Annotated in this window: 16 protein-coding genes and 1 other RNA gene; 14 read left to right on the top strand and 3 right to left on the bottom strand. The window is 72.1% G+C overall.

Annotated features, from left to right (window positions below; genetic code table 11):
• Positions 1–129: 129 nt before the first annotated feature.
• A complete protein-coding gene (locus ACWDZ7_RS27065; protein WP_451800487.1) occupies positions 130–3,477 on the bottom strand; it encodes an FHA domain-containing protein in 3,348 nt (1,115 codons plus the stop codon).
• A gap of 477 nt (positions 3,478–3,954) precedes the next feature.
• Here ACWDZ7_RS27065 and ACWDZ7_RS27060 point away from each other — a divergent pair, with 477 nt between their 5' ends.
• The 4 genes from ACWDZ7_RS27060 to ACWDZ7_RS27045 all read left to right on the top strand — a co-directional run bounded on the left by ACWDZ7_RS27060 (position 3,955) and on the right by ACWDZ7_RS27045 (position 9,943).
• A complete protein-coding gene (locus ACWDZ7_RS27060) occupies positions 3,955–5,661 on the top strand; it encodes a serine/threonine-protein kinase (protein ID WP_451800486.1) in 1,707 nt (568 codons plus the stop codon).
• Positions 5,662–5,799: 138 nt separating this feature from the next.
• A complete protein-coding gene (locus ACWDZ7_RS27055) occupies positions 5,800–7,032 on the top strand; it encodes a protein kinase domain-containing protein (protein WP_451800485.1) in 1,233 nt (410 codons plus the stop codon).
• A gap of 833 nt (positions 7,033–7,865) precedes the next feature.
• Positions 7,866–8,972 (top strand): peptide chain release factor 2, encoded by a 1,107-nt coding sequence (gene prfB / locus ACWDZ7_RS27050; protein ID WP_451800483.1) that lies wholly within the window; start codon positions 7,866–7,868, stop codon positions 8,970–8,972.
• 281 nt (positions 8,973–9,253) lie between these two features.
• On the top strand, positions 9,254–9,943 hold the full coding sequence (locus ACWDZ7_RS27045) for a hypothetical protein (RefSeq protein ID WP_451800482.1): 690 nt from the start codon (positions 9,254–9,256) through the stop codon (positions 9,941–9,943).
• Positions 9,944–10,128: 185 nt separating this feature from the next.
• Here the strand turns inward: ACWDZ7_RS27045 and ACWDZ7_RS27040 are convergent, their stop codons facing one another.
• Entirely contained in the window at positions 10,129–10,323 is a 195-nt protein-coding gene (locus tag ACWDZ7_RS27040; RefSeq protein ID WP_451519267.1) for a hypothetical protein, read from the bottom strand.
• A 239-nt stretch (positions 10,324–10,562) separates the two neighbouring features.
• On the opposite strand from ACWDZ7_RS27040, the gene ftsE reads away from it, so the two are divergent.
• The 6 genes from ftsE to dacB all read left to right on the top strand — a co-directional run bounded on the left by ftsE (position 10,563) and on the right by dacB (position 16,269).
• Positions 10,563–11,252, top strand: a complete 690-nt coding sequence (gene ftsE, locus ACWDZ7_RS27035; protein ID WP_358584549.1) for a cell division ATP-binding protein FtsE — start codon at positions 10,563–10,565, stop codon at positions 11,250–11,252.
• A 49-nt stretch (positions 11,253–11,301) separates the two neighbouring features.
• Positions 11,302–12,219 carry a permease-like cell division protein FtsX gene (ftsX, locus tag ACWDZ7_RS27030; protein ID WP_451800480.1) on the top strand — a complete coding sequence of 306 codons (918 nt, stop codon included), beginning with the start codon at positions 11,302–11,304 and terminating at the stop codon, positions 12,217–12,219.
• Positions 12,220–12,297: 78 nt separating this feature from the next.
• Positions 12,298–13,494 (top strand): S41 family peptidase, encoded by a 1,197-nt coding sequence (locus tag ACWDZ7_RS27025; protein WP_451800478.1) that lies wholly within the window; start codon positions 12,298–12,300, stop codon positions 13,492–13,494.
• 18 nt (positions 13,495–13,512) lie between these two features.
• On the top strand, positions 13,513–14,034 hold the full coding sequence (gene smpB / locus ACWDZ7_RS27020; protein ID WP_451519270.1) for an SsrA-binding protein SmpB: 522 nt from the start codon (positions 13,513–13,515) through the stop codon (positions 14,032–14,034).
• A 118-nt stretch (positions 14,035–14,152) separates the two neighbouring features.
• Positions 14,153–14,541: a transfer-messenger RNA gene (ssrA, locus tag ACWDZ7_RS27015) on the top strand.
• 132 nt (positions 14,542–14,673) lie between these two features.
• Complete coding sequence (gene dacB / locus ACWDZ7_RS27010; RefSeq protein WP_451800477.1) at positions 14,674–16,269, top strand: D-alanyl-D-alanine carboxypeptidase/D-alanyl-D-alanine endopeptidase; 1,596 nt, start codon at positions 14,674–14,676, stop codon at positions 16,267–16,269.
• Here dacB and ACWDZ7_RS27005 read toward each other — a convergent pair.
• Complete coding sequence (locus ACWDZ7_RS27005) at positions 16,190–17,446, bottom strand: MFS transporter (protein ID WP_451800475.1); 1,257 nt, start codon at positions 17,444–17,446, stop codon at positions 16,190–16,192. The two genes, dacB and ACWDZ7_RS27005, sit on opposite strands and share 80 nt — an antisense overlap.
• A 156-nt stretch (positions 17,447–17,602) precedes the next feature.
• On the opposite strand from ACWDZ7_RS27005, the gene ACWDZ7_RS27000 reads away from it, so the two are divergent.
• From ACWDZ7_RS27000 to ACWDZ7_RS26985, 4 genes are all read left to right on the top strand, one after another.
• Complete coding sequence (locus tag ACWDZ7_RS27000; RefSeq protein WP_451800474.1) at positions 17,603–18,610, top strand: LysR family transcriptional regulator; 1,008 nt, start codon at positions 17,603–17,605, stop codon at positions 18,608–18,610.
• 240 nt (positions 18,611–18,850) lie between these two features.
• Positions 18,851–19,519: a hypothetical protein gene (locus ACWDZ7_RS26995; RefSeq protein WP_451800472.1), complete on the top strand. Its 669-nt coding sequence runs from the start codon at positions 18,851–18,853 to the stop codon at positions 19,517–19,519.
• A gap of 539 nt (positions 19,520–20,058) precedes the next feature.
• Complete coding sequence (locus ACWDZ7_RS26990) at positions 20,059–22,176, top strand: polysaccharide deacetylase family protein (RefSeq protein WP_451800548.1); 2,118 nt, start codon at positions 20,059–20,061, stop codon at positions 22,174–22,176.
• The gene (locus ACWDZ7_RS26985; RefSeq protein ID WP_451800470.1) at positions 22,173–23,414 is read left to right on the top strand and encodes an acyltransferase family protein; all 1,242 of its coding nucleotides are present in this window, start codon (positions 22,173–22,175) and stop codon (positions 23,412–23,414) included. Before ACWDZ7_RS26990 ends, ACWDZ7_RS26985 begins: the two co-directional genes overlap by 4 nt.
• Positions 23,415–23,422 lie beyond the last annotated feature (8 nt).

The raw sequence follows: 23,422 nt of genomic DNA, 5'->3' as shown, positions 1-23,422 counted from the left end.
GCCAGGGCGCGTCGCGAGGTCTCGCCGTTCGCCCGGAGGGCGGGGCCCCGCGGGGCAGGCGGGACTTTCGCGACGCGTCCTCACGCGTCCTCACGCGTCCTCACGCGTCCTCACGCGTCCTCACGCGTCCTAGAGGAGGGACGGCACCTGGTCCGCCGAGACCGAGCGCGCCGCCCGCTCCAGGGCGCTGGCGAGCAGGGCCAGGTCGGTCGGGCCGTTCCCCAGCTCCCGCACGGGACGCCGGGCCGGCGGGTCGCCCATCCGCTCCCACTCCAGTGGCACGACCGTGGGCCGCAGCGTCGCCGTACGGGGAATCCGTCCGGTGACCCGCCCCGCCTGGAAGGCGGTGGCCCGGCCGTCCGGGGAACGCAGCTCGCCGCGGCCCGGCGCGGGCTCCTCCGGCCCGGACGTCACCGCGTCGAGGACGACCCGCAGCGAGGCCCGCTGCCCCAGCTCGGTCTCCGGCATCCGCTCGCTGCGCCCGGTGGCCGCCACGAGGTGCACGCCGAGCCGCTCGCCGTCCCGCGCGACCGCCTCCAGGGCGCGGACGACCGACCCGGCCGCGGGCCGCCCCGGAGAGCCGAGGGCGGGCGAGAGCAGCGCGTCGAAGTCGTCGACGAGCACCACGAGCCGGGGCAGCGGAGGCCCCGGCTCGGCCCGCTGCCGCGCCGCCGCGGGCCGCAGCCGCATCGTGGCGCTGGGCGGCGGATCGAGGTCGCCGTCGGCCGCCTGAGCGGACACGGAAGAACCATCTGGCCCGGAAGGGGCGGACGCCCCCGAGGACGACGGCGACCGCTGTGCCACCATCCGCCCCGAGACCTCCCGCCGTGTGTGCCACTCGGCGAAGCCGAGCCTGCCGAGCAGCTCGGCCCGCCGCTTCAGCTCGGCGGCCAGGGACTGCGCGAACTCCCGCATCCGCACCGGGTCGTTGGCCACCAGATGCGTGGTGACATGCGGCAGGTCCGTGCAGACCCCGAGCCCCGCGCCCTGGCGCCCCGCGCTCCCGCCCCCGCTGTCCCGGCCGTCGACGAGCACGATGCCGAGCCGGTCGGGCCGCTCGGCGGCGGCCAGGGACGCGGCGACGGAACGCAGCAGCTCGGTGCGCCCGCTGCCCGCGGGGCCCTCGGCCAGCAGATGCGGGCCGTCGGCGGCGAGGTCCGCGACGACGGGCCCGCGCGGCCCCGCGCCGAGCACCGCGACCGCGCGCCCGCCGAGCGCCTCGGGGTCGTCCGCCGCCGCGGCCCACCGCGCCATCAGCGAGGCGGGCGTGGCCCGGGCGAGCCCCAACTCGTCCAGGAGCCTCGCCGCTTGGGGCAGCGGCGCGGACACGCGCGCGTGCCCCTCGCCGGCCGTGCCGTCCGTCCGCAGGGGCGCCAGCGCCCGCGCGAACCGCTCGGCCCAGGCCGCCGACACCGCGTCCACGGCGGCGACCGTGCCGTGCCCCGCCGGGCGTCCGCCCGCCGTCCGCATCAGCCGCAGCGCGGTCGCCACATCACCGCTGAGCAGCGCGACGGCGCCACACGCGCGGAAGGCGGGCGAGACGGCGCAGGCCGCCTCGTACGTGTCAAGGACCGGCGACGCGGGGGAGGCTGCCACCGTCTCGGCGAGGCAGACGACGTGGATGCCGGCCCGCGCGCCCTCACCGGCGAGCCGGACCGCGGCCTCGCGCAGCCCGGCCGACCCGGGATCGCCGTCGACGACGACGACCGTGCGAGATCCGGGCTCCCCGGGACCGGACTGTCCGGGGCCGGACTGTCCGGGGCCGGAGAGCCCGGCGCGCGCGTCGGCGCCGTCGGCGATGCGGTCGTCCAGGCGGCGGATCAGCTCGTCCGTGCGCGCCGCCGCCTGATCGCGGTCGTAGGCGAGGAGGAGCCGGCAGTCCTGGCCGTGCGTGGGCCGCAGATGGGGGAGCCAGCCGAGCCAGGCCCACTCGGCGGTGCGCTCCGCGGTGGTGCGCGCGCGGTCCGTGCTGATCAGCACGATCTCCAGGCAGTCGGGGGAGTGCAGCGCGGCGAGCTGCGCGACGACGGCCCTGGCCAGACCGGTCAGCCGCTCCCGGGGCCCGGCGAGGCCCAGCGCGCCCGCCTCCCGCAGGCTCACGGTGACGGGCACGGCGGGCAGCAGCCCCTGGTCGTCGGGGACCGCCCGGTCGACCGTGCCGAGCCGCACCGCGAGGGCCTCCGGGTGACCGGGGCCGCGCTCCCAGAGGCGGGGGCCGGGGCCGAGCGCCGCGAGCAGCAGGGCGGCGGGATCCGGCCACGATTCGGGCGTACGGGCGGCGGCGGCCACGGCGAGCTCCTCCGGGGTGGGCTCCGGTGCTCCGGGGCCGCCGTCACCGCCGTCCTCGTAACCGTCGTACGTCTCATCCCCCTCATACGCGCCCTGGTCCTGCCCGCTGCCCCGGCCCCCGGTCAGCCGACGGGCCCACGCCGAGAGGCCGCCTCGCTTGCGCAGGGCGCGCGGCACCGTCGTGCCGCGCGGCGGTGTGCCGAGACGCGTGCGCTCGGCGTCGGGCGCGCCGCCCTGGGGCGGCACGACGCCCGGACCGTACGCCACGTGACCGCTGCGGTACGTCTCCGCGGTCCCGTACGCCTGGTGTGTCTCGTACGGCTGGTGTGTCTCGTACGTCCCTGAAGTCCCGTGGGCCCCATGGGCCCCGTGCGTGCCGTGGGACCCGGTCGGCCGGTGAGGGGCGTCGCCTCCCGCGGCTCCCCAGTCCGCCGAGCCGTACGCGTGATGGCTGCTTCCCTCCGGGACGCGTGAGGGTGCGAGGAACGCGGGCTGCGGGGTCGCGGCGGCCCGCACGCGCACGTGCCCCTCGCCGTCCGGGGCCGTGGCCAGCGCCCCGCCCGCGCCGGAGGCCGTGCCGAGACCGCCGTCCGTCAGGCGGAGCGCGGACTCGCCGATCCGCAGCAGCGAGCCGGGGGAGAGCGGCACCGGGCGGTCGGTGACCTCCCTGCCGTCCACGGATGTGCCGTTCGTCGAGCCGAGGTCCGTGACCGTGACGCGGCCGTCCGGGGCGAGGGTGACCGCGCAGTGCAGCCGGGAGACGTCGGGGTCGTCCAGCGGGACGTCCGCCTCGGCGGAGCGGCCGACCCGGATCTGGCCGCCGTGCAGGAGATGGACGCCGCCCGCGTCGGGACCCGCCACCACGTGCAACTGGGCGGCGGCACCGGCCGGTTCGGGCCCCGGCTCGGCCGGTGCGCCCAGGGAGAGCACCGCGCCGTCGATCAAGGGGGGTTCGCCGAGCGTGCACCGCTGGGCGTCGAGGCGCTCCGGGCCCGCGTACAGCACGAGGGGGCTCTCGGTGCCCGCCACGGCCGTGGCGAGGCCGGAGGCCACCGCGGCGAGGGCGGTCCCGGCGGGCGCGGTGACCAGGACGTCACAGGCGCCGTGAACCCCGGTCGCCGCCGGGGGGCGGCCTTGCCGCTCGGTCTGGCCGCTGCGCGGCCCGAGGACGGTCAGCCGGATCTGCATCGCCGTCAGCGGTCCCTTCTGCGCTGGGCGCCCGGCACGGGGACTCGCGCTGTGATTCCCCCCACCGCACACGGGCACGTCGGCCAGTACGGGATGCATCCTCGCACCTGCCACTGACAACACGCCCGGCGGCCACCGGTAAGTGATCTTGAATGGTCGGCTCTGCTCGGAAAAGTGCCTGCTTGGACCGTTGGGGATATGTGCGGGCTTCCACGGCGGAAGACCGAATCCGGAACTCCGCGGCAACCAATGGCCACGGGTGGACGTCTTCCTCCCGGACAGCGACCGGGAGGGGTGGGCAGGATTCCGGCGGGATTCCGAAGGGAATTCCGGAAGGAATCCGGAAGGAACGGGCCGGACGGAATCGGATCGGCCGGTGCCCCGTTCGTCAGCACTACAGTGGGTCGGAACATCTCAGACCCCCGGACGGGACCAGCGTCCGGACGGGACCAGCCAGATCAGCAGGGAGCGCATGACGTGCGGCCGGTAGGCAGCAAGTACCTGCTCGAGGAGCCGCTCGGGCGCGGCGCCACGGGCACCGTCTGGCGAGCCCGCCAGCGGGAGACCGCGGGTGCCGAGGCGGCCGTCCCCGGCCAGCCCGGCGAGACCGTCGCGATCAAGGTCCTCAAGGAAGAGCTCGCCAACGACGCGGACGTCGTGATGCGCTTCCTCAGGGAGCGGTCCGTCCTGCTCAGGCTGACCCACGAGAACATCGTCAGAACGCGCGACCTGGTCGTCGAGGGCGACCTCCTCGCCCTGGTCATGGACCTGGTCGACGGCCCGGACCTGCACCGCTATCTGCGCGAGAACGGTCCGTTCACGCCGGTCGCGGCGGCCCTGCTGACCGCCCAGATCGCCGACGCGCTCGCCGCGAGCCACGCCGACGGCGTCGTGCACCGCGACCTGAAGCCCGCGAACGTCCTGCTCAAGCAGGACGCCGAAGGCATGCACCCGATGCTCACCGACTTCGGCATCGCACGCCTCGCCGACTCGCCGGGCCTGACCCGCACCCAGGAATTCGTCGGCACGCCCGCGTACGTCGCGCCGGAGTCCGCCGAGGGCCGCCCGCAGACCAGCGCCGTCGACATCTACGGCGCCGGCATCCTGCTCTACGAGCTGGTCACCGGCCGCCCGCCGTTCGCCGGGGGCTCGGCCCTCGAAGTCCTCCACCAGCACCTCAGCGCCGAACCGCGCCGCCCCTCGACCGTCCCCGACCCGCTGTGGACGGTCATCGAGCGCTGCCTGGACAAGAACCCGGACCGCCGCCCCAGCGCCGAGAACCTCGCGCGCGCCCTGCGGGCCGTCGCCGAGGGCGTCGGCGTGCACTCCACGCCCGCGCAGATCGCCGCCGCCGAGGGCGTGGGCGCGCTGCTCATGCCGGACCCGTCGCCGGCCCCCGTGCCGGACGCCCCGGGCGCCGCCGACCCCACGCAGGTCCTGCCGAGCAACGCGGGCTCGTACGACCCGAACGCGGCGACCAGCGTCATGCGGAACACCGGCGGCCCGGGTCAGGGCCACGGCCAGGGCTTCGGTGACGCGGACCCGACGTCGGTCCTGCCGCACAGCGCCGGCGCCGCCGACCCGACCGCGGTCATGCCGCCGGTCCCGCCGGGCGCCCCCGGGGCCGACCCGAACGAGCCGCACCCCTGGCAGAACCAGATGCGCGCGGCCCGCGACCGCAACGAACAGACGCAGGTCCAGTCGTACCTGGACCCCAGCGAGGACCCGCTGCGCCGCCGCCCCCAGCGCCAGGTGGCCCGCCCGCAGCAGCAGCCGCAGCAGCGCCCCCAGCAGTACGCGCCGCAGCAGCCCCGCGGGCAGCGCCCGCAGCAGCACGCCCCCGCGCCGCAGCCGTACCAGCCGCAGCACCAGCCCCAGCAGTACGCCGCGCCTCCGCAGGCGCCGCCGCCCCAGCAGCCCGCCCCGCGCCCCACGCGCGAGCCGCGTCCGCCGCGGGAGCCGCGCCAGCCGCGTCAGCGCAGCGCCAACCCGATGAAGATCCCGGGTCTCGGCTGCCTCAAGGGATGCCTGTTCACGATCGTCATCCTCTTCGTGGCGAGCTGGCTGGTGTGGGAGTTCAGCCCGCTCCAGGACTGGATCGGCACGACGAAGGGCTACTGGGAGCAGCTGACGGACTGGTACGACACGGTCAGCGGCTGGATAGGAAAGCTGGGCGGCAACTGACCGTCGACTGACCGGCAACCGGCCGGAGGGTGACCGGAGCGATATGTCGACATCGGCAGAGTGATTTCTGCTCCCGGAGTGAAGGTTGGCGGCAAGGCCGCGTAGTTTTGTCGCCAACACGCATCCGTAGGAGCAGTCTTGACGCGCAAGATCGGCAGCCGGTACACCGCCCACCAGATCCTGGGCCGTGGCAGCGCCGGCACGGTGTGGCTCGGCGAGGGACCCGAAGGCCCCGTCGCCATCAAGCTGCTGCGCGAGGACCTGGCGTCCGACCAGGAACTCGTCGGCCGCTTCGTCCAGGAACGCACGGCGCTGCTCAGCCTCGACCACGCGCGCGTGGTGGGCGTCCACGACCTCGTGGTCGACGGCAACGACCTGGCCCTGGTCATGGACCTCGTACGCGGTACGGACCTGCGCACCCGCCTGGACCGTGAGCGGCGCATGGCCCCCGAGGCCGCCGTCGCCATCGTCGCGGACGTCGCCGACGGCCTCGCCGCCGCGCACTCCGCGGGCATCGTCCACCGTGACGTCAAGCCCGAGAACGTCCTCCTGGACATGCAGGGCCCGCTCGGCCCCGGCGGCGCGCACCCGGCCCTGCTGACCGACTTCGGCGTCGCCAAGCTGATCGACTCCCCGCGCCGGACCCGCGCCACGAAGATCATCGGGACCCCCGACTATCTCGCCCCCGAGATCATCGAGGGCCTGCCGCCGCGCGCGGCCGTCGACATCTACGCCCTCGCGACCGTCCTCTACGAGCTTCTCGCGGGCTTCACTCCCTTCGGTGGCGGGCATCCCGGGGCGGTCCTGCGGCGCCACGTCACGGAGACGGTGGTGCCGCTCCCCGGCATCCCCGAGGAGCTCTGGCAGCTCCTCGTCCAGTGCCTCGCCAAGGCCCCCGCCTCGCGGCTGCGCGCCTCCGAGCTGGCGGTGCGGCTGCGGGAGCTGCTGCCGCTGGTCGCGGGGATGCCGCCGCTGGACGTCGACGAACCGGACGCGGAGCCTTCGCCGGCCGAGGAGGCGTACGAGGACTCGGCGCCGGAGCCGCGCGAGGCCGCTCCCCGGCGGGGCGCCGTCCCCCTGGTGCCGGGCCCGGCGTCCGCCGACTCCAACCGCGACACGCACACCTCGATGCGGGTGCCGGGCCCCGACGAACTGGCCGGCGGGGCCCGCGGCACGGCCCGTGCCCCGCGCGCCTCCGGGGCGGCGCGGCCGGGCTCCGCGAAGCACCGGGCCTCGGCGCGGCGGCGCCGGATCACGCTGGGTGTGGCGGCGGTGGTCCTTGTGGCGGCGGCGGGGGTAGGCACATGGGCGGCCACATCATCCGACGACCCCCCGCCGCACACGGGCAACTCCTCCCCACCCGCCCCCTGACCCGGCCCCCCGGCATGAACCTCCCGGGCCAGCCCCCTGGACCACCGGCCGGCGGCCGTTCCCCGCCGCGTCACGCGGGGATGCCTCCCGCCCGCCCGCCCGTTTGCCCGGCATGGTCCTGCCGAGGCAGCCCCCTGAGCCACCGCACCGCTTTCACCGGCCTGCCGGTGGGCGGTTCCCCCGCCGCTTCGCGTCGGGATGTGTCCCTCCCACCCGCCCGTTTGCCCGGCATGGTTCTGCCGAGGTAGCCCTCTGGGCTCTCGCACCGCTTTCGTCGGCCTGCCGGTGGGCGGTTCCCCGCCGCTTCGCGTCGGGATGTCTCCCTCCCACCCACCCGTTTGCCCGGCATCCCTTTCCCCGCCCACCGGCGGACCACGCCCCCCGCTACGCGCGACAGGATGCGCCTGGCCCCTACATCCGCCGCGCAACGCGGGGCAAACGGGCGGGTGGGTGGGAGATATCCGCCGCGAAGCGGCGGGAGAGGGAAAGCCCCCCCACCCCCGCAGGGAAGGCCCACCCTCGCGGCGGGCGAGGGAAGCCCCCACCCCCGCAGGGAAGGCCCACCCCCGCGGCGGGCGAGGGAAGCCCCCCCACCCCCCTCCACCCCGCAGGGCAGGCCCCCGCCCCGCGAGCAGCCGCGCCTCGGCCCCGCCGGGGGGAGGGAGGCCCCACCCCGCGGGCAGCCGCGGGGCCTGAGGCAGGCCCCCCTGCCTCAGGCCCCCCTGCCTCAGGCCCCGCGCCTAGGCCCCGCGCCTAGGCCCCGCGCCTAGGCCCCGCACGGGGAAGGCCCCGCCCCGGGATACGACACTTGCCGCAGCCGTTAGGCTGGAGGCGTGGCAGTCGTCGATGTATCCGAAGAGCTCAAGTCCCTCTCCTCGACCATGGAGTCGATCGAGGCCGTCCTGGACCTCGACAAGATGAGGGCCGATATCGCCGTGCTCGAGGAGCAGGCGGCCGCGCCGTCCCTGTGGGACGACCCGGAAGCGGCGCAGAAGATCACCAGCAAGCTGAGCCACCTCCAGGCGGAGGTCAGGAAGGCCGAGGCCCTGCGCGGGCGCATCGACGACCTCAGCGTGCTGTTCGAGATGGCCGAGGAGGAGGACGACTCGGACACCCGCGCCGAGGCGGAGTCCGAGCTGGCGTCCGTCAAGAAGGCGCTGGACGAGATGGAGGTCAGGACCCTCCTCTCCGGGGAGTACGACGCCCGTGAGGCCCTCGTCACCATCCGCGCCGAGGCCGGCGGCGTCGACGCCTCCGACTTCACCGAGAAGCTCCAGCGGATGTACCTGCGCTGGGCGGAGCGGCATGGCTACAAGACGGAGCTATACGAAACCTCGTACGCGGAAGAGGCCGGCATCAAGTCGACCACCTTCGCCGTCCAGGTCCCGTACGCGTACGGCACGCTCTCCGTCGAGCAGGGCACCCACCGTCTGGTCCGCATCTCGCCGTTCGACAATCAGGGTCGCCGCCAGACCTCCTTCGCCGGTGTCGAGATCCTCCCGGTGGTCGAGCAGACCGACCACATCGAGATCGACGAGAGCGAGCTGCGCATCGACGTGTACCGCTCCTCGGGCCCCGGTGGTCAGGGCGTCAACACCACCGACTCGGCGGTCCGCCTGACCCACCTGCCGACCGGCATCGTCGTCTCCTGTCAGAACGAGCGCTCGCAGATCCAGAACAAGGCGACCGCGATGAACGTCCTCCAGGCGAAGCTCCTCGAGCGCCGCCGCCAGGAGGAGCAGGCGAAGATGAACGCCCTCAAGGGCGACGGCGGCAACTCCTGGGGCAACCAGATGCGTTCGTACGTCCTGCACCCGTACCAAATGGTCAAGGACCTGCGTACGGAGTTCGAGGTCGGTAATCCCGAGTCCGTCTTCAACGGCGAGATCGACGGTTTCCTGGAAGCCGGAATTCGCTGGCGCAAGCAGCAGGAGAAGTAAAAACCGCCCTGAGCGGCTTTATCGACAAGGCAACTGCCGCCCAAGAGGCGGCAGTTGCCTTTTACGTCACAGTCACATCTCCCTACGACGGTCAACTGCCCAGATATCGGACATCGCACGCGCAACGACCTTGACGCTGCTGTGAAAAGTGGAAAGGCTAGCGTGCGGTATGCGTATTCCTGGGGTGCGTGGGATCTGTGGGGGCTGATCGACCGCCCCTGCTCGTACGCCGCCCCGGACGCTGCCTCACTGACGATTCAGCTACTGGGGGTAGCAACCAGATGACCAAAAGGACACGGATTCGTGTCGCGCGCATAGCCGCCGGTGCGGTGATCGCCGCCGGTGCCTCGCTGACCGCCGCGGGCGCCGCCTCGGCCCTCGACGTCGGCGTGGACCTCGGCCCTGTCGGTGTCGGCGCCCACGCGGACGACAGTGGCGTCGGTGTCGACGTGGACGTGAAGCCGAACGACGACCCGCCCCCGCCGGGCGACCCTGGCATCCCGACCCAGGAGCCGACGGACGACCCGCCGGAGCCGACCGGGGAGCCGACGGAGCCGGGGGAGCCGCCGGAGCCGGACCCCACGGACCCGCCCACCTCTGACCCGACCGACCCGGGCAAGCCCACCTCGGACCCGGGCGGCCCGAACGGCCCGGACAACAACGGCAACGGCGGCGGAGGCAACGGCGGAGGTGGCAACGGCGGAGGTGGCAACGGCGGAGGTGGTGGCAACGACACCAACCCCGACGGCGGCTCCAACCCCGTCGAGCAGGGCCAGGGCAAGGACAGCCTGACCGACACCGGCTCCAAGCCGGTCGAGCAGGGCGGCAACAAGGGCGACAAGGGCGAGCTGGCCGAGACCGGCGCCGCCGAGACCACCTTCCTGGTGATCGGCGCCGCCACGATGATCGCCGGCGGCATCGGCTTCCGCATCCTGCCTCGCCTCGTCGGCAACCGCGGCGCCGCTGCCTGATCGCTTGATCGAGGCGTTGACGGACGTACGGACGTACGGACCTATGGACGTACGGACCTATGGACGTGTTGAGATGTACGGCACGTACACCACGTACGTAGCACCACATCAAGAAGGGCCCAGAGCTTCTGCAGCTCCGGGCCCTTCTTGATCGTTACGTCGGTGCCGCTCCCGCGCCCCAGTCCCTACGCGGACTGGTGCGCCAGCAGCGCGACCGCCGCGATCAGCACCACGAGCAGTGCTATCAGTGCCGCGGGATTGAGGCCCGCGAAGGGCCCCTCCTGCTGCTGCATGCGCTCGCGACTGGCCCGGCACACGGGGCAGCGGCCTTCACTCACGGGCGCTGCGCAGTTCGCGCATACCAACCGATCCAGGGTCATGCGCTTCTCCTCCCGCACAGTCTCAGCCTGCCCAACGCTACGGGGAACCCAATCGTTCCCCTTACCACTGTGCCAGCTTCCGCGGATTTCGGCGCGGGCCGCCGTCCGGTGACGGTTTCGACACGTTCCGTACCCGGCACTCGCGCGACAAATCGCGCAACTCCGGACGCCGACTGCGCTCGCGTACTGGCTTCGCGTAGGGTCACGCACACCTACCCCCGGCAACCCGTGGTGCATCCGTGATCCGTTTCGACAACGTCTCCAAGGCCTACCCCAAGCAGACCCGCCCCGCGCTCAGGGACGTCTCCCTGGAGATCGAAAAGGGCGAGTTCGTCTTCCTGGTGGGGTCCTCCGGCTCCGGAAAGTCCACCTTCCTGCGGCTGGTCCTGCGTGAGGAGCGCACCAGCCACGGCCAGGTGCACGTCCTGGGCAAGGACCTCGCGCGCCTGTCCAACTTCAAGGTGCCGCACATGCGACGCCAGTTGGGCACCGTCTTCCAGGACTTCCGCCTCCTGCCCAACAAGACCGTCGCCGAGAACGTCGCCTTCGCGCAGGAGGTCATCGGCAAGTCCCGCGGCGAGATCCGCAAATCCGTGCCCCAGGTCCTCGATCTCGTGGGCCTCGGCGGCAAGGAGGACCGGATGCCCGGCGAGCTCTCCGGTGGTGAGCAGCAACGAGTGGCGATCGCGCGCGCGTTCGTCAACCGTCCCAAGCTCCTCATCGCCGACGAGCCGACCGGCAACCTCGACCCGCAGACCTCCGTCGGCATCATGAAACTGCTCGACCGGATCAACCGGACCGGCACCACCGTCGTGATGGCCACCCACGACCAGCAGATCGTGGACCAGATGCGCAAGCGGGTCATCGAGCTGGAGAAGGGCCGCCTCGTGCGCGACCAGTCGCGCGGCGTCTACGGCTACCAGCACTGATTTGTTCCATCTGATTCACCCGTTCCACCTGAGCCATTGAAAGGCCGCCATGCGCGCCCAGTTCGTCCTGTCGGAGATCGGCGTAGGTCTCCGCCGCAATCTCACGATGACTTTCGCGGTCGTCGTCTCCGTAGCGCTTTCGCTCGCCCTTTTCGGCGGTTCGCTGCTCATGCGCGACCAGGTGAGCACGATGAAGGGCTACTGGTACGACAAGGTCAACGTCTCGGTCTTCCTGTGCAACAAGGCCGACGCCGAACAGGACCCCAAGTGCGCCAAGGGCGCCGTCACGAACGAGCAGAAGGACCAGATCCTCGGTGATCTGAAGAAGATGCCGGTCGTGGACAAGGTCACGCACGAGTCGGCGGACGAGGCGTACAAGCACTACAAGGAGCAGTTCGGCGACTCCCCGCTGTCCAGCTCCCTCACGCCGGACCAGATGCAGGAGTCGTACCGCATCAAGCTGAAGGACCCGGAGAAGTACCAGGTCGTCGCGACCGCCTTCTCCGGGCGTGACGGTGTGCAGTCCGTGCAGGACCAGAAGGGCTATCTGGACAACCTCTTCGGGCTTCTCAACGGTATGAACTGGGCGGCGCTCGCGGTGATGGCGCTGATGCTCGTCGTCGCGCTGATGCTGATCGTCAACACCGTGCGCGTATCGGCGTTCAGCCGCAGGCGGGAGACCGGCATCATGCGCCTTGTCGGCGCGTCCAGCTTCTACATCCAGATGCCGTTCATCATGGAGGCCGCCGTCGCCGGCCTCATCGGCGGCGGTCTGGCCTGCGGAATGCTGCTCGTGGGGCGCTACTTCATGATCGACCACGGTCTCGCGCTCGCCGATAAGATCAACCTCATCAACTTCATCGGCTGGGACGCCGTCCTCGCGAAGCTGCCGCTGGTGCTCGCGATCGGCCTTCTGATGCCCGCGCTCGCCGCGTTCTTCGCGTTGCGCAAGTACCTCAAGGTGTGACAAGTACCCCTGTCGTCCCAGGGCGCCGTACGGTTCAACCAACCGTACGGCGCTTCTCGTTGTCCTAGACTCACCGTCATGTCAGGCCGCGACCGGCTCGCCGATCGGTTCTCAACGCCCCGCAGCGTACGCCGCGGGGCGGCCCTGACATTGGTCTTCGCGAGCGTCCTTGCCACCGGTGCAGCCACCGGCTCCTGGAGCGACGCGGCGGGCGACGGCCGGAAAACGCCTTCTCCTTCGTTACGTTCGGACGCCGCGGCCCTGTCGGTGGGAGACGCCGGCACCGCCGAGGAGGCCGCCGAGGCCGCCGCCGAGGCCATGGCCGACGGCAAGTCCGCGAAGAAGGCCGCCGAGGAGGCCGTGAGCCGCAGCGGGGACCGCTGGGGGTCGGTGTACTCGCACGGGGAGTACGAGGAGTTCGCGCAGGCCCTCGACGGCGCGTACACCGGCGTCGGACTGTGGGCCCGGCGCGGGGCCGACGGCCGTATCGAGGTCTCCCGGGTCCAGCGGGACGGGCCCGCCGACCGCGCCGGGATCCGCGAGGGCGACCGGCTGCGCACCATCGACGGCGAGCGCGTCACCGGCCGCCCCGTCACGGAGGTCGTCGCCCTGCTGCGCGGCGACCGCGCCGGTACGCCGGTCCGCCTGGGTCTGACGCGCTCCACGCGCGCGTGGAGCGAGACCCTGCGCAGGGCCCGCCTCTCCACGGACTCCGTCACCGTCACCGAGCTGCCCGGCGGCGCCGTCATGATCAAGGTCGCCGCCTTCACCAAGGGCTCGGGGGAGGCCGTGCGGTCCGCGGTGCGCGAGGCCCCCGAGGGCGCAGGCATTCTGCTCGACCTGCGCGGGAACTCCGGAGGCCTGGTGTCGGAGGCGGTCACCGCCTCGTCCGCGCTGGTCGACGGCGGCCTCGTGGCCACGTACGACGTCCGGGGCGAGCAGAAGGCCCTGCACGCCGAGCGGGGCGGCGACGCCCACCGGCCGGTGGTCACGCTGGTCGACGGGGGCACCATGAGCGCGGCCGAGCTCCTCACGGGTGCCCTCCAGGACCGCGGCCGCGCGGTCGTCGTGGGCTCCAGGACCTTCGGCAAGGGCTCGGTCCAGATGCCGAGCCGCCTCCCCGACGGCTCCGTCGCCGAGCTGACCGTCGGCCACTACCGCACCCCGTCGGGCCGGACCGTCGACGGGCGGGGCATCACCCCCGACCTTGAGGTGGGGGACGGGGCCGAGGCCAGGGCCGAGACAGTATTGACTGGCCTCGGACCCCCCTCGTAGTGCGAAAATGGCCGCACTATGGCTAAGGAAAAGGTTAAGCGCAAGGCCGCGAAGGCCAGTGAGAAGGCCCCCGCCCGGAAGATGGTCGCGCAGAACAAGAAGGCGCGGCACGACTACCACATCCTGGACACCTACGAGTGCGGCCTGGTGCTGATGGGCACCGAGGTCAAGTCGCTGCGCATGGGCAGGGCCTCCCTGGTGGACGGCTTCGTGCACATCGACGGCGGCGAGGCGTGGCTGCACAACATCCACGTCCCGGAGTACGTGCAGGGCACCTGGACCAACCACTCCGCCACGCGGAAGCGCAAGCTGCTGCTGCACCGCGCGGAGATCGACAAGCTGGACTCCAAGTCGCAGGAGACGGGTCACACGATCGTGCCCCTCGCGCTGTACTTCAAGGACAGCCGGGTGAAGGTCGAGATCGCGCTGGCCAAGGGCAAGAAGGAGTACGACAAGCGGCAGACGCTCCGCGAGAAGCAGGACACGAGGGAGACGAGCCGCGCGATCTCGGAGGTGCGCCGCCGGCAGGGCATCGCCTAGCCTCCGGCGGGTCCTCAGGAATAGGCTGGCACCGTCGTGCGTTGGTCACGTACGATGGGTCTTGCCCCGCTGATGACGGGGCGCCCGGATCGAAAGATCCACCTTGAAAAATCAACATGGGGATGATCGGTTTCGACAGCGGATGTCGAAGCAGGGGAAGCGAGCCGAGGAAGCGGCAATGATCTCGTAAACCATATGTCGCAACCAATAATCGCCAATTCCAAGAGCGATTCCCAGTCCTTCGCCCTCGCTGCCTAATAAGCAGTGACTGAAGGACCCTTAATGGGTGTCAGCCCGGGGGTGTTCCCGACCCGGACCCTGGCATAATCTAGGGAACTAAACCGCCGAGCCCGGTCACGGGGTTCGACGGGAAATCAAACAGTGACTGGGCCCGTCGGAGACTTGTTCGCGAGATCTCCGGGGCCGAGAAAATCGTAGCGAACTGCGCTCGGAGAAGCCCTGATTCTGCACCGTTGGACGCGGGTTCGATTCCCGCCATCTCCACAATTCCCATGTGAGGACGAAGCCCTCTGGCCCCAGGCCAGGGGGCTTTTTCCGTTTGGGCTTTTCCGTATCCCGCCGGTCACCTCCGGAGTGGGGTCTGTCGCGAGGCGGCGCGGTCCGGGATGCTCCAGGGTCATGAGTAGACCCGTGAGACGCGTCAACCACCGTATGCGCCACTGGATCTGGCCCGCCGTGCTCGGTGTGGCGGCGGCCACCCTTTCCGTCGGCGGCCCGGCCGGGGCGGACTCCGCCCGGTCGGGGCTGCCCGAAGCCATCGACACCATCCTCGGCGACCCCCGCATGGAGGGCGGCGTGGCCAGTGTGGTCGTCGCCGACGCCGCGTCCGGTGACGTCCTCTACCAGCACCGGTCCAGCGGGCGCCTCATGCCCGCCTCCAACACCAAGCTGCTCACCTCGGCCGCCGCCATGGAGCTCCTGGGGCCCGACCACCGGTTCACCACCGACGTACTCTCCGACGGCGTGCGGCGGGGCCCCGTCCTGCGCGGGAACCTGTATCTGCGCGGCACGGGCGATCCGACGACGCTCGCCAAGGACTACGAGCGGCTCGCCGAGGAGATCGCCGACTCGGGGGTCCGGTGGGTCCACGGGCGGCTGATCGCCGACGACACCCGCTTCGACGCCGAGCGCGTCGGCGACACCTGGAGCGCCGATGACGAGTCCGCGTACTACGCGGCGCAGATCAGCGCCCTGAGCGTCGCGCCCGACACGGACTACGACACCGGGACGGTCATCGTCGAGGTGGCGCCCGGGGCGGAGGCGGGGGACGCGCCGCGCGTCGGCGTGACACCGGAGACCGACTACGTGGACATCGATCTGCGGGCGACCACCGTCGCTTCCGGCGGCGCCGACACCATCGCCGTGGAGCGGCAGCACGGCAAGAACACCATCACCGTCAGCGGCACGGTCCCGGTCGGCGGGACCACCACCAAGGAGTGGGTCACCGTCTGGGAGCCGACCGGTTACGCGGCCGCCGTCTTCCGGGACGCGCTCGCCGCGCACGGCGTGCAGGTGAGCGGGCCCACCAGGACCGGGACCGCCACACCCAAGGGCGCGCGGCAGCTCGCCTCGCACGACTCCATGAAGCTCAAGGACCTCATGGTCCCCTTCATGAAACTGTCCAACAACATGCACGCGGAGTCCCTGACCAAGGCGATGGGCCACAAGGCGACCGGCAGGCCGGGGAGTTGGGGCGACGGCATCGCCGCGATCGGCGGCTATCTGAAGACCGCCGGTGTCGACCCGGGCAAGCTGCGCCAGGTCGACGGCTCCGGGCTCTCCCGCAAGGACAACGCGCCGGCGGATCAGTACATCGAGCTGCTGCGCTCGGCGAAGGGAGAGCCGTGGTTCGCCGACTGGTACGCGTCCCTGCCGGTGGCCTGCGCCCCGGGCAAGTCCGGCGGCGGCACGCTGCGCTCACGGATGTGCGGGACCCCGGCGGCGCGCAATGTCCACGCCAAGACAGGGACGTTGACGGGAGCGTCCGCGCTGTCGGGTTACGTGACGGACAGGAGCGGCCGCGAGCTGGTGTTCAGCATCATCCTCAACAACCACCTGGCTCCCTCAGTGAAGGCACTGGAGGACGCGATCGTGGTGACCCTCGCGTCGTCCACGAAAGACAAGGCCGTGCCAGTCAGGCCCCGTTCGACACGTGCGGCGACCGAGCGGGACGGCGACGTGGAGTGCTCGTGGCGCAAGCCTGCGCGCTGCTGAGCAGCAGGGCGAGACCGGCGGCGGCGACCGGCACCCAGTAGCCCGCGGCGGGGCCCAGGCGCTCCACCGCCCAGCCGCCGCCCGCCGCGCCGCACGCGATGCCCCCGAGGAGGCCGGTCACGGCGAGGGTCATGCCCTCGTTGAGCCGCCCCTCGGGGGTGCGGTGCTGGACCAGCGTCATACCGGTGACCATCGTGGGCGCCGTCGCCATCCCCGCGACGAGCAGGGCTCCGGAGAGGGCGATCAGGGAACCCGTGACCGTCACCGCGAGCAGCGGCAGCGTCATCAGGGCCGCCATCGCCGCGCCGCACAGCAGGTGCCGGCCCACGAGCGGCCCGCGCGGTTTCGCGGCCCCGTAGACGAGGCCCGCCGCGCAGGAACCCGCGGCCTGGAGGGCGAGGATCACACCCGCGGCCGCCTTGTGCCCTTGCGCGTCGGCGTAGGCGATCGTGACGACCTCCAGGGAGCCGAAGACGGCACCCGTGGCGAGGAAGACGACCAGCAGAGCGGGCATCCCACGCGCGCGGAGGGGCGACTTCGCCTCGGCGGAGAAGTCCGTACGTCCTTGGGGCGGGGGCTCCGTCGCGCGCTGGGCGGCGAAGAGGAGCACGCCGGTCAGCAGCAGCGCCACGCCGATCAAGGTGCCCGCCTGCGGGAAGAGCGAGCCGCAGAGGAAGGCCGCGAGGACAGGGCCGAGCATGAAGCAGAGCTCGTCGGCGGCCTGCTCGAAGGAGTTGGCCGTGTGCACGGCCGCGGTGTCGCCCTTGAGGAGGTACGCCCAGCGGGCGCGGGACATGCCGCCCGTGTTGGGGGTCGTGGCCGTGGCGGCGTACGACGCGAAGAGCGTCCAGTCGGGGGCTCCGTACCGTACGCAGAGCAGCAGCGAGAGCGAGCCGAGCGCGGCGACCGCGGTGGCGGGCACGGCGACGCGCGCCTGCCCGTGCCGGTCGACGAGCCGCGCCGTCCAGGGCGCCACGACGGCGGTCGCCGCGAGGCCGGTCGCGGTGACGGCGCCGGCCAACGCGTACGAACCGCGGGCGCCGGAGATCATGATGACGGCGCTCACGCTGAACATGCCCATGGGGAGGCGTGCGATGAGGTTGCCGATGGTGAAGGCGGTGGCGCCGGGTATCGCGAAGAGGCGGGCGTAGGGGATGCGGGGTTTGTCGCGGGGCATGCCTCTCAGGCTGGCCGCCGGTGATCGGCGGGGTCCAACACCTTCTGGGTGCCGATTCACGCACCCTGGTTGTGAGTTCCGGCGGTGACCGCGTTGTGAGTGCCGGCGGTGACCGCGTTGTGAGTCCCGGCGGTGAACGCGTTGTAGGTTCCAGCGGTGACCGCAGAGCCCGGCATACGCCCCGCCGAAGGACCCGCCCTGCCCCGCGACGTGGACCCGCGTCTGCTGCGCGCGTTCATCGCCGTCTCCGAAGAGCTGCACTTCACCCGGGCCGCCGCCCGGCTGTACGTCGCACAGCAGGCGCTGAGCCGTGATGTGCGGCGGCTTGAGCGGGAGTTGGGAGCCGAGCTGTTCTCACGTACGACACGGCAGGTCGCGCTCACCGCCGACGGCGAGCGGCTCCTTCCGTACGCGCGAAGGGTCCTGGAGGCGCAGGACGAACTGGTCGCGGCGTTCACGGGCGCCGCCCGGCCGCTGCTCGTCGATCTGAACAGCCCCGGCCTCGTCTTCGGGCGGATCCTTGCGCGGGCCCGCGAACTCGCCCCGGACTGCGAGCTGATGGCCCGCTTCGAGAGCGGCCTCACCGGCGCCGCCGCCGAGATGATCGCCGGGCGGCTGGACATGTCCTTCGGGCGGTACGCCGGACTCGACCCGGCGCTGCGGGCCGGGCTCGCCCACCAGCCCGTGCGGTACGAGCCGATGGCGGTGCTGCTGCCCTACGGCCATCCGCTCACCGAACTCGACGCCGTGCCGCTGGACGCGCTCTCCGGAGAGACCGTGTACGCGGGGGCGGGCAACCCCCGGACCCTGGAGTGGACCGATCTCGCGCACCGGCTCTTCGAGGGGCGCGGCATCGGTGTCGCGGCGCCCGCGCCGCTCGCCGTGGGGCCCGAGGAGTTCGGGCGGATCATGGCGAAGAAGCGCAATCCGGCCCTGGTCGTCGTGGACTTTCCGGCCATGCCGGGCGCGGAGCTGCGGCCGCTGGTGGACCCTGTGCCGCTCTCGCCCGTGTCACTGGTGTGGCGTAAGGGGCTGATTCATCCTGGTGTTGCCGCAGTTCGGACCGCTGCCGCGGAGCTTGCCGCCGCAGAAGGGTGGCTGGTGAGGCCCGAGAACGGCTGGGTTCCGGCCAAAGATGCACTCATCATGATGAGTAGAAATTGACTGAAAGCAACCTGGCCACTCCGGTGCGCTACTTTCGTTTGCCCCGGCGCAGTGTGATAGAGGGGGCGCTCGGAACGGGCGGGGGCCCGGTCCGGACGGCGGGCGCCCGGGGCCGTGCGCGCACCCGAATCCTGACGTGGGGGGTTGTGCGTACGCATGGAAACGTGGCGAGAAGATGCCCTGCCGGGACATACCCATGATCCGGGCGAGGTCACTGTTCAGATCGACGGGGTGGGGCGCATGTTGGCGGACCTGCCCGCCCGGGCCGACGCGGAAGACGCGGCCGACGGCCCCGTCTTCGTCGACGAGACGGGCCGCCGCAGCCGGAGGTACCGCCGGATCGGCGTGATCGTCGGCATAGCCTGCGCGGTCTATGCCCTGGTCATCGTGGGGACGCTGCTCTCGGGCAACTCCAGCGCGCCGTGGCTGCCGGTGCAGGACCCCAAGGGCGGCGAGGGCGGCGAGGGCGGCAGGGACGGCGGGGACGGCGGGGACGGCAGACCGGCGAGCAAGGTGGCTCCGCCGGGCAGCCCGTCCACCTCCCCCGGCGGCGCGGCCCCTTCGCGGGGCGGCGCCACGGACGGCACCGAGGTCGCGGGCGAGCCCGGCGACGGCGCGGGGCCGGGCCCCGGCCGCAGCGGTGACGCCGACGGCGCGCTTCCGGGCCGGGGCCCGATGGACGGAGGCGGCGCCCCCGCCCCCGTCCCCGCGGCCGGCGCCGCTCCGGCCCCGACCGACCCGCCTCCCGCCCCGGCCCCCGAACCCACGGCGCCGCCCGCCCCGCCCCCCGACCCGCCCGCACAGTCGACGGCCCCCGCCGGTGGCACCGACGACCCCGCCGGACACACCTCACCCGCCCAGCGGCCCCCCGCTGACTCCCCACCGCCCTCGGAGGACGCTCAGCGATGAACTCCCGCACGAACGGGGGCCGACGACCGGACCGGCCCCAGGACAGTCACGTCCCGGAGGGCCAGGATTTCCGGCAGCCTGGGGGGTACGTCGAGCCTGGCGGCCGTCCCCAGCCAGGGGACTACGTCCAGCCTGACGGCCATCCCCAGTCAGGGGACTACACCCAGCCCGACAGCCGCTCCCAACCCACCGGCTACGGTCAGGCAGGTGGCTGCGCCCAGCCCAGCGGCAGCCCCCAGCCCAGCGGCAATCGCCAACCCGGCAGCCACGCCGAGCCCGACAGCCCGCCGCAGCCTCTGGGCCACGCCCAGCCTGCCAGCTACGGCCAGGCAGGCGGCCACCCCCAGCCCAACAGCAATCGAAGCCACCGCGCCCAGGCCCACCGCGCCCAGGGCCACCGCCCCGAGGCCCACCGTCCCGAGGCCCACCGCCCCAAGGACCGCCGCCCCAACGCAGGCACGGCGGGGCCCGACGGATGGTGGCGGCGGTTGCCCCTCCGTCATCTGTTGCCCTCGCTGCTGCTCCTCGTGCTGCTCGCCATGCTGATGCTGCGCGGATACGTACACAGCGAGATCCTCGCCGACCACCGCGTCAGACCGTCCGCGCCCACCGACCACGTGCCCCAGAAGATCCTCGACGGCGGCCCCGTCATTGACACCCGCGGCGACCGCGAGGCCACTCTGCGCGTGCCCGATCACCGGCTCGTGCTGTCCTTCGACGACGGGCCGGACCCCAAGTGGACCCCCAAGGTCCTCGACGTCCTGAAGAAGCACCGCGCGCACGGCGTCTTCTTCGTCACCGGCACCATGGCCTCGCGCCACCCCGACCTGGTCCAGCGCATGGTCGACGAGGGCCACGAGATCGGTCTGCACACCTTCAACCACCCCGACCTCTCCTACCAGTCCACCGACCGCATCGACTGGGAGCTCTCGCAGAACCAGCTCGCGCTCGCCGGAGCGGCGGGGATACGGACGTCCCTCTTCCGTCCCCCGTACTCCTCCTTCTCGGACGCCATGGACGACAAGTCCTATCCGGTGACCCAGCACGTAGGCGACCGCGGCTACCTCACCGTCGTCAACGACACCGACAGCGAGGACTGGAAGCGCCCGGGCGTCGACGAGATCATCCGCCGCGCCACCCCCCGGGGCGGCGAGGGCGCCATCGTCCTCATGCACGACTCCGGCGGCGACCGCTCCCAGACCGTCGCCGCGCTCGACCGGTTTCTGCCTCAGCTCCAGGAGAGGGGCTACGAGTTCGGGAACCTCACCGAGGTTCTGGACGCGCCCAGCGCGCACACGCGGGTCAGCGGCGTCGACCTGTGGAAGGGCAAGGCCTGGGTCTTCCTGGTCGGTGCCTCCGAGCGCATCACCGACGGCCTGGTCGTGGCGCTCGCCGTCATCGGCGTCCTCGTCTTCACCCGGTTCGGCCTGATGCTGCTGTTCTCCGCCGCGCACGCCCGCCGGGTGCGGCGGCGGGACTTCCACTGGGGCCCACAGACCACCGAGCCGGTCTCCGTCCTGGTCCCCGCGTACAACGAGGCCAAGTGCATAGAGGCCACCGTCCGTTCCCTGATGGCGAGCGACCACCCCATCGAGGTCGTCGTCATAGACGACGGCTCCTCGGACGGCACGGCAGCGATCGTCGAGGGCCTGGGCCTGGGCCTGGGCCTGGGCCTGGATCTGGGCCCGGGGCCGGACCTGCCGAACGTACGCGTCGTACGCCAGCAGAACGCGGGCAAGCCCGCCGCCCTCAACAGGGGCATGGCCAACGCCCGTTTCGACCTCATCGTGATGATGGACGGCGACACGGTCTTCGAGAAGTCCACCGTCCGCGAACTCGTGCAGCCCTTCGGTGACCCGCGCGTGGGCGCCGTCGCGGGCAACGCGAAGGTCGGCAACAGGGACTCGCTCATCGGCGCCTGGCAGCACATCGAGTACGTGATGGGCTTCAACCTCGACCGCCGGATGTACGAGGTGCTGCGCTGCATGCCGACCATCCCCGGAGCGGTCGGTGCGTTCCGGCGGTCCGCCCTGGAGCGTGTCGGCGGCATGAGCGACGACACGCTAGCCGAGGACACCGACATCACCATGGCCCTGCACCGCGACGGCTGGCGGGTCGTGTACGCGGAGAAGGCGCGCGCCTGGACCGAGGCCCCGGAGTCCGTCCAGCAGCTCTGGTCCCAGCGCTACCGCTGGTCGTACGGCACGATGCAGGCCATCTGGAAGCACCGCCGCGCCTTCGTCGAATCCGGTCCCTCCGGACGCTTCGGCCGCGTCGGCCTGCCCCTGGTGTCCCTCTTCATGGTCCTGGCACCGCTCCTGGCCCCCCTCATCGACGTATTCCTGCTCTACGGCCTGGTCTTCGGCCCCACCCGGAAGACCGTCGCCGCCTGGCTCGGCGTCCTCGCCATCCAGGCGGTGTGTGCCGCGTACGCCTTCCGCCTCGACCGCGAACGCATGACCCATCTGATCTCGCTGCCGCTCCAGCAGATCCTCTACCGGCAGCTGATGTACGTCGTGCTGCTGCAGTCCTGGATCACCGCCCTCACCGGAGGCCGCCTTCGCTGGCAGAAGCTCCGGCGCACGGGGGTGGTGGAGGCGCCCGGCTCCATCCCGCGACAGCGGTCGGGCGGCCGTGAACGGAGGCCCGTCGCATGAGCCAGAGTCCGCACACGACCCACGACCCGCACACGACCCAGGACCCACACACGACCCAGAGCCCGCACACGACCCAGAGCCTGCCTTCCAAGGCCCCCGCGGCCGTCAAGGAGCCGGGCAGGGACCGCTACCTCGACGTGCTCCGCTCGCTGGCGCTCGTCCGCGTCATCGTCTACCACCTGTTCGGCTGGGCGTGGCTGACGATCGTGTTCCCCTCCATGGGCGTGATGTTCGCGCTGGCGGGCTCGCTCATGGCGCGCTCGCTGAAACGCCCGGCGTGGGGCGTGATCAAGGGCCGCGTCCGCCGGCTCCTGCCTCCCCTGTGGGTGTTCAGCGCCGCGGCGCTCGTCCTCCTCCTGGCCGGTGGCTGGAACGTCTCCGAGGACCCCGACCACGGGAGCACCTGGGGCGTGCTGAGCATGCTCAATTACGTGTTCCCGGTGGGCGCGCCACCCTTCCCCTGGCACCTGGGTGACAAGGCGGGCCTCCCGGAGGACACCTGGCCGGCGCAGGCCGTGGGCGCCGTCTGGTATCTCCGCGCGTACCTGTGGTTCGTCATCGCCTCGCCGCTGCTGCTGTGGGCGTTCCGCAAGGCGCCGTGGGCGACGCTGTTCGCGCCGCTCGCGCTGACCGCGGTGATCGGCACGGGCGTCGTCACGATCCCCGGCGAGACGGGCGACGCGGTCACGGACTTCGCGGTGTACGGCAGCTGCTGGGTCCTCGGTTTCGCCCACCAGGACGGTCTGCTCGCCCGCGTCCCGCGCTATCTGGCGGTGTCGGTGTCGTCCCTGGTCATGGCCTTCGGCCTGTGGTGGGCGTCGGGCCACCAGGGCCCCGACGGCTGGGACTTGAACGACATCCCGATGGCGCAGGCGGCCTGGTCGTCCGGCTTCGTCGTGATCCTGCTCTCGTACGCGCCCTCGTGGCAGGAGCTGCCCGGCAGGCTCGCGAAGTGGGACAGGCTGGTGACGCTCTCCAACAACAGGGCCGTCACGATCTACCTCTGGCACAACCTCCTGATCACGGCGACGGTGCCGATCATCGACATGGCGTACGACCTGCCGTTCATGGAGGACGAGCGCTGGAGTTCGGCGCTGGACATGACGTACATGCTCTGGATGGCACTGCTGATATGGCCGCTGATCGGCGTGATGACCGTGGCCGTGGGCTGGGTCGAGGACCTGGCGGCGAGGCGGAGCCCACGACTGTGGCCGACGTCCCGTTCTTCCCGCTCTTAGCGGAGACT

Source organism: Streptomyces sp. NPDC003032, from assembly GCF_053591415.1.
The sequence above is the reverse complement of the archived record's forward strand: the minus strand, read 5'-3'. Positions and strand labels throughout refer to the sequence as shown.

Excerpts from the sequence above, each read along its gene's own strand:
- ACWDZ7_RS27065 (WP_451800487.1), bottom strand. The coding sequence starts at position 3,477 with ATGCAGATCCGGCTGACCGTCCTCGGGCCGCGCAGCGGCCAGACCGAG.
- ACWDZ7_RS27045 (WP_451800482.1), top strand. The coding sequence starts at position 9,254 with ATGACCAAAAGGACACGGATTCGTGTCGCGCGCATAGCCGCCGGTGCG.
- ACWDZ7_RS27040 (WP_451519267.1), bottom strand. The coding sequence starts at position 10,323 with ATGACCCTGGATCGGTTGGTATGCGCGAACTGCGCAGCGCCCGTGAGT.
- ftsX (WP_451800480.1), top strand. The coding sequence starts at position 11,302 with ATGCGCGCCCAGTTCGTCCTGTCGGAGATCGGCGTAGGTCTCCGCCGC.
- ACWDZ7_RS27025 (WP_451800478.1), top strand. The coding sequence starts at position 12,298 with ATGTCAGGCCGCGACCGGCTCGCCGATCGGTTCTCAACGCCCCGCAGC.
- smpB (WP_451519270.1), top strand. The coding sequence starts at position 13,513 with ATGGCTAAGGAAAAGGTTAAGCGCAAGGCCGCGAAGGCCAGTGAGAAG.
- dacB (WP_451800477.1), top strand. The coding sequence starts at position 14,674 with ATGAGTAGACCCGTGAGACGCGTCAACCACCGTATGCGCCACTGGATC.
- ACWDZ7_RS27005 (WP_451800475.1), bottom strand. The coding sequence starts at position 17,446 with ATGCCCCGCGACAAACCCCGCATCCCCTACGCCCGCCTCTTCGCGATA.
- ACWDZ7_RS26995 (WP_451800472.1), top strand. The coding sequence starts at position 18,851 with ATGTTGGCGGACCTGCCCGCCCGGGCCGACGCGGAAGACGCGGCCGAC.
- ACWDZ7_RS26990 (WP_451800548.1), top strand. The coding sequence starts at position 20,059 with ATGCTGATGCTGCGCGGATACGTACACAGCGAGATCCTCGCCGACCAC.
- ACWDZ7_RS26985 (WP_451800470.1), top strand. The coding sequence starts at position 22,173 with ATGAGCCAGAGTCCGCACACGACCCACGACCCGCACACGACCCAGGAC.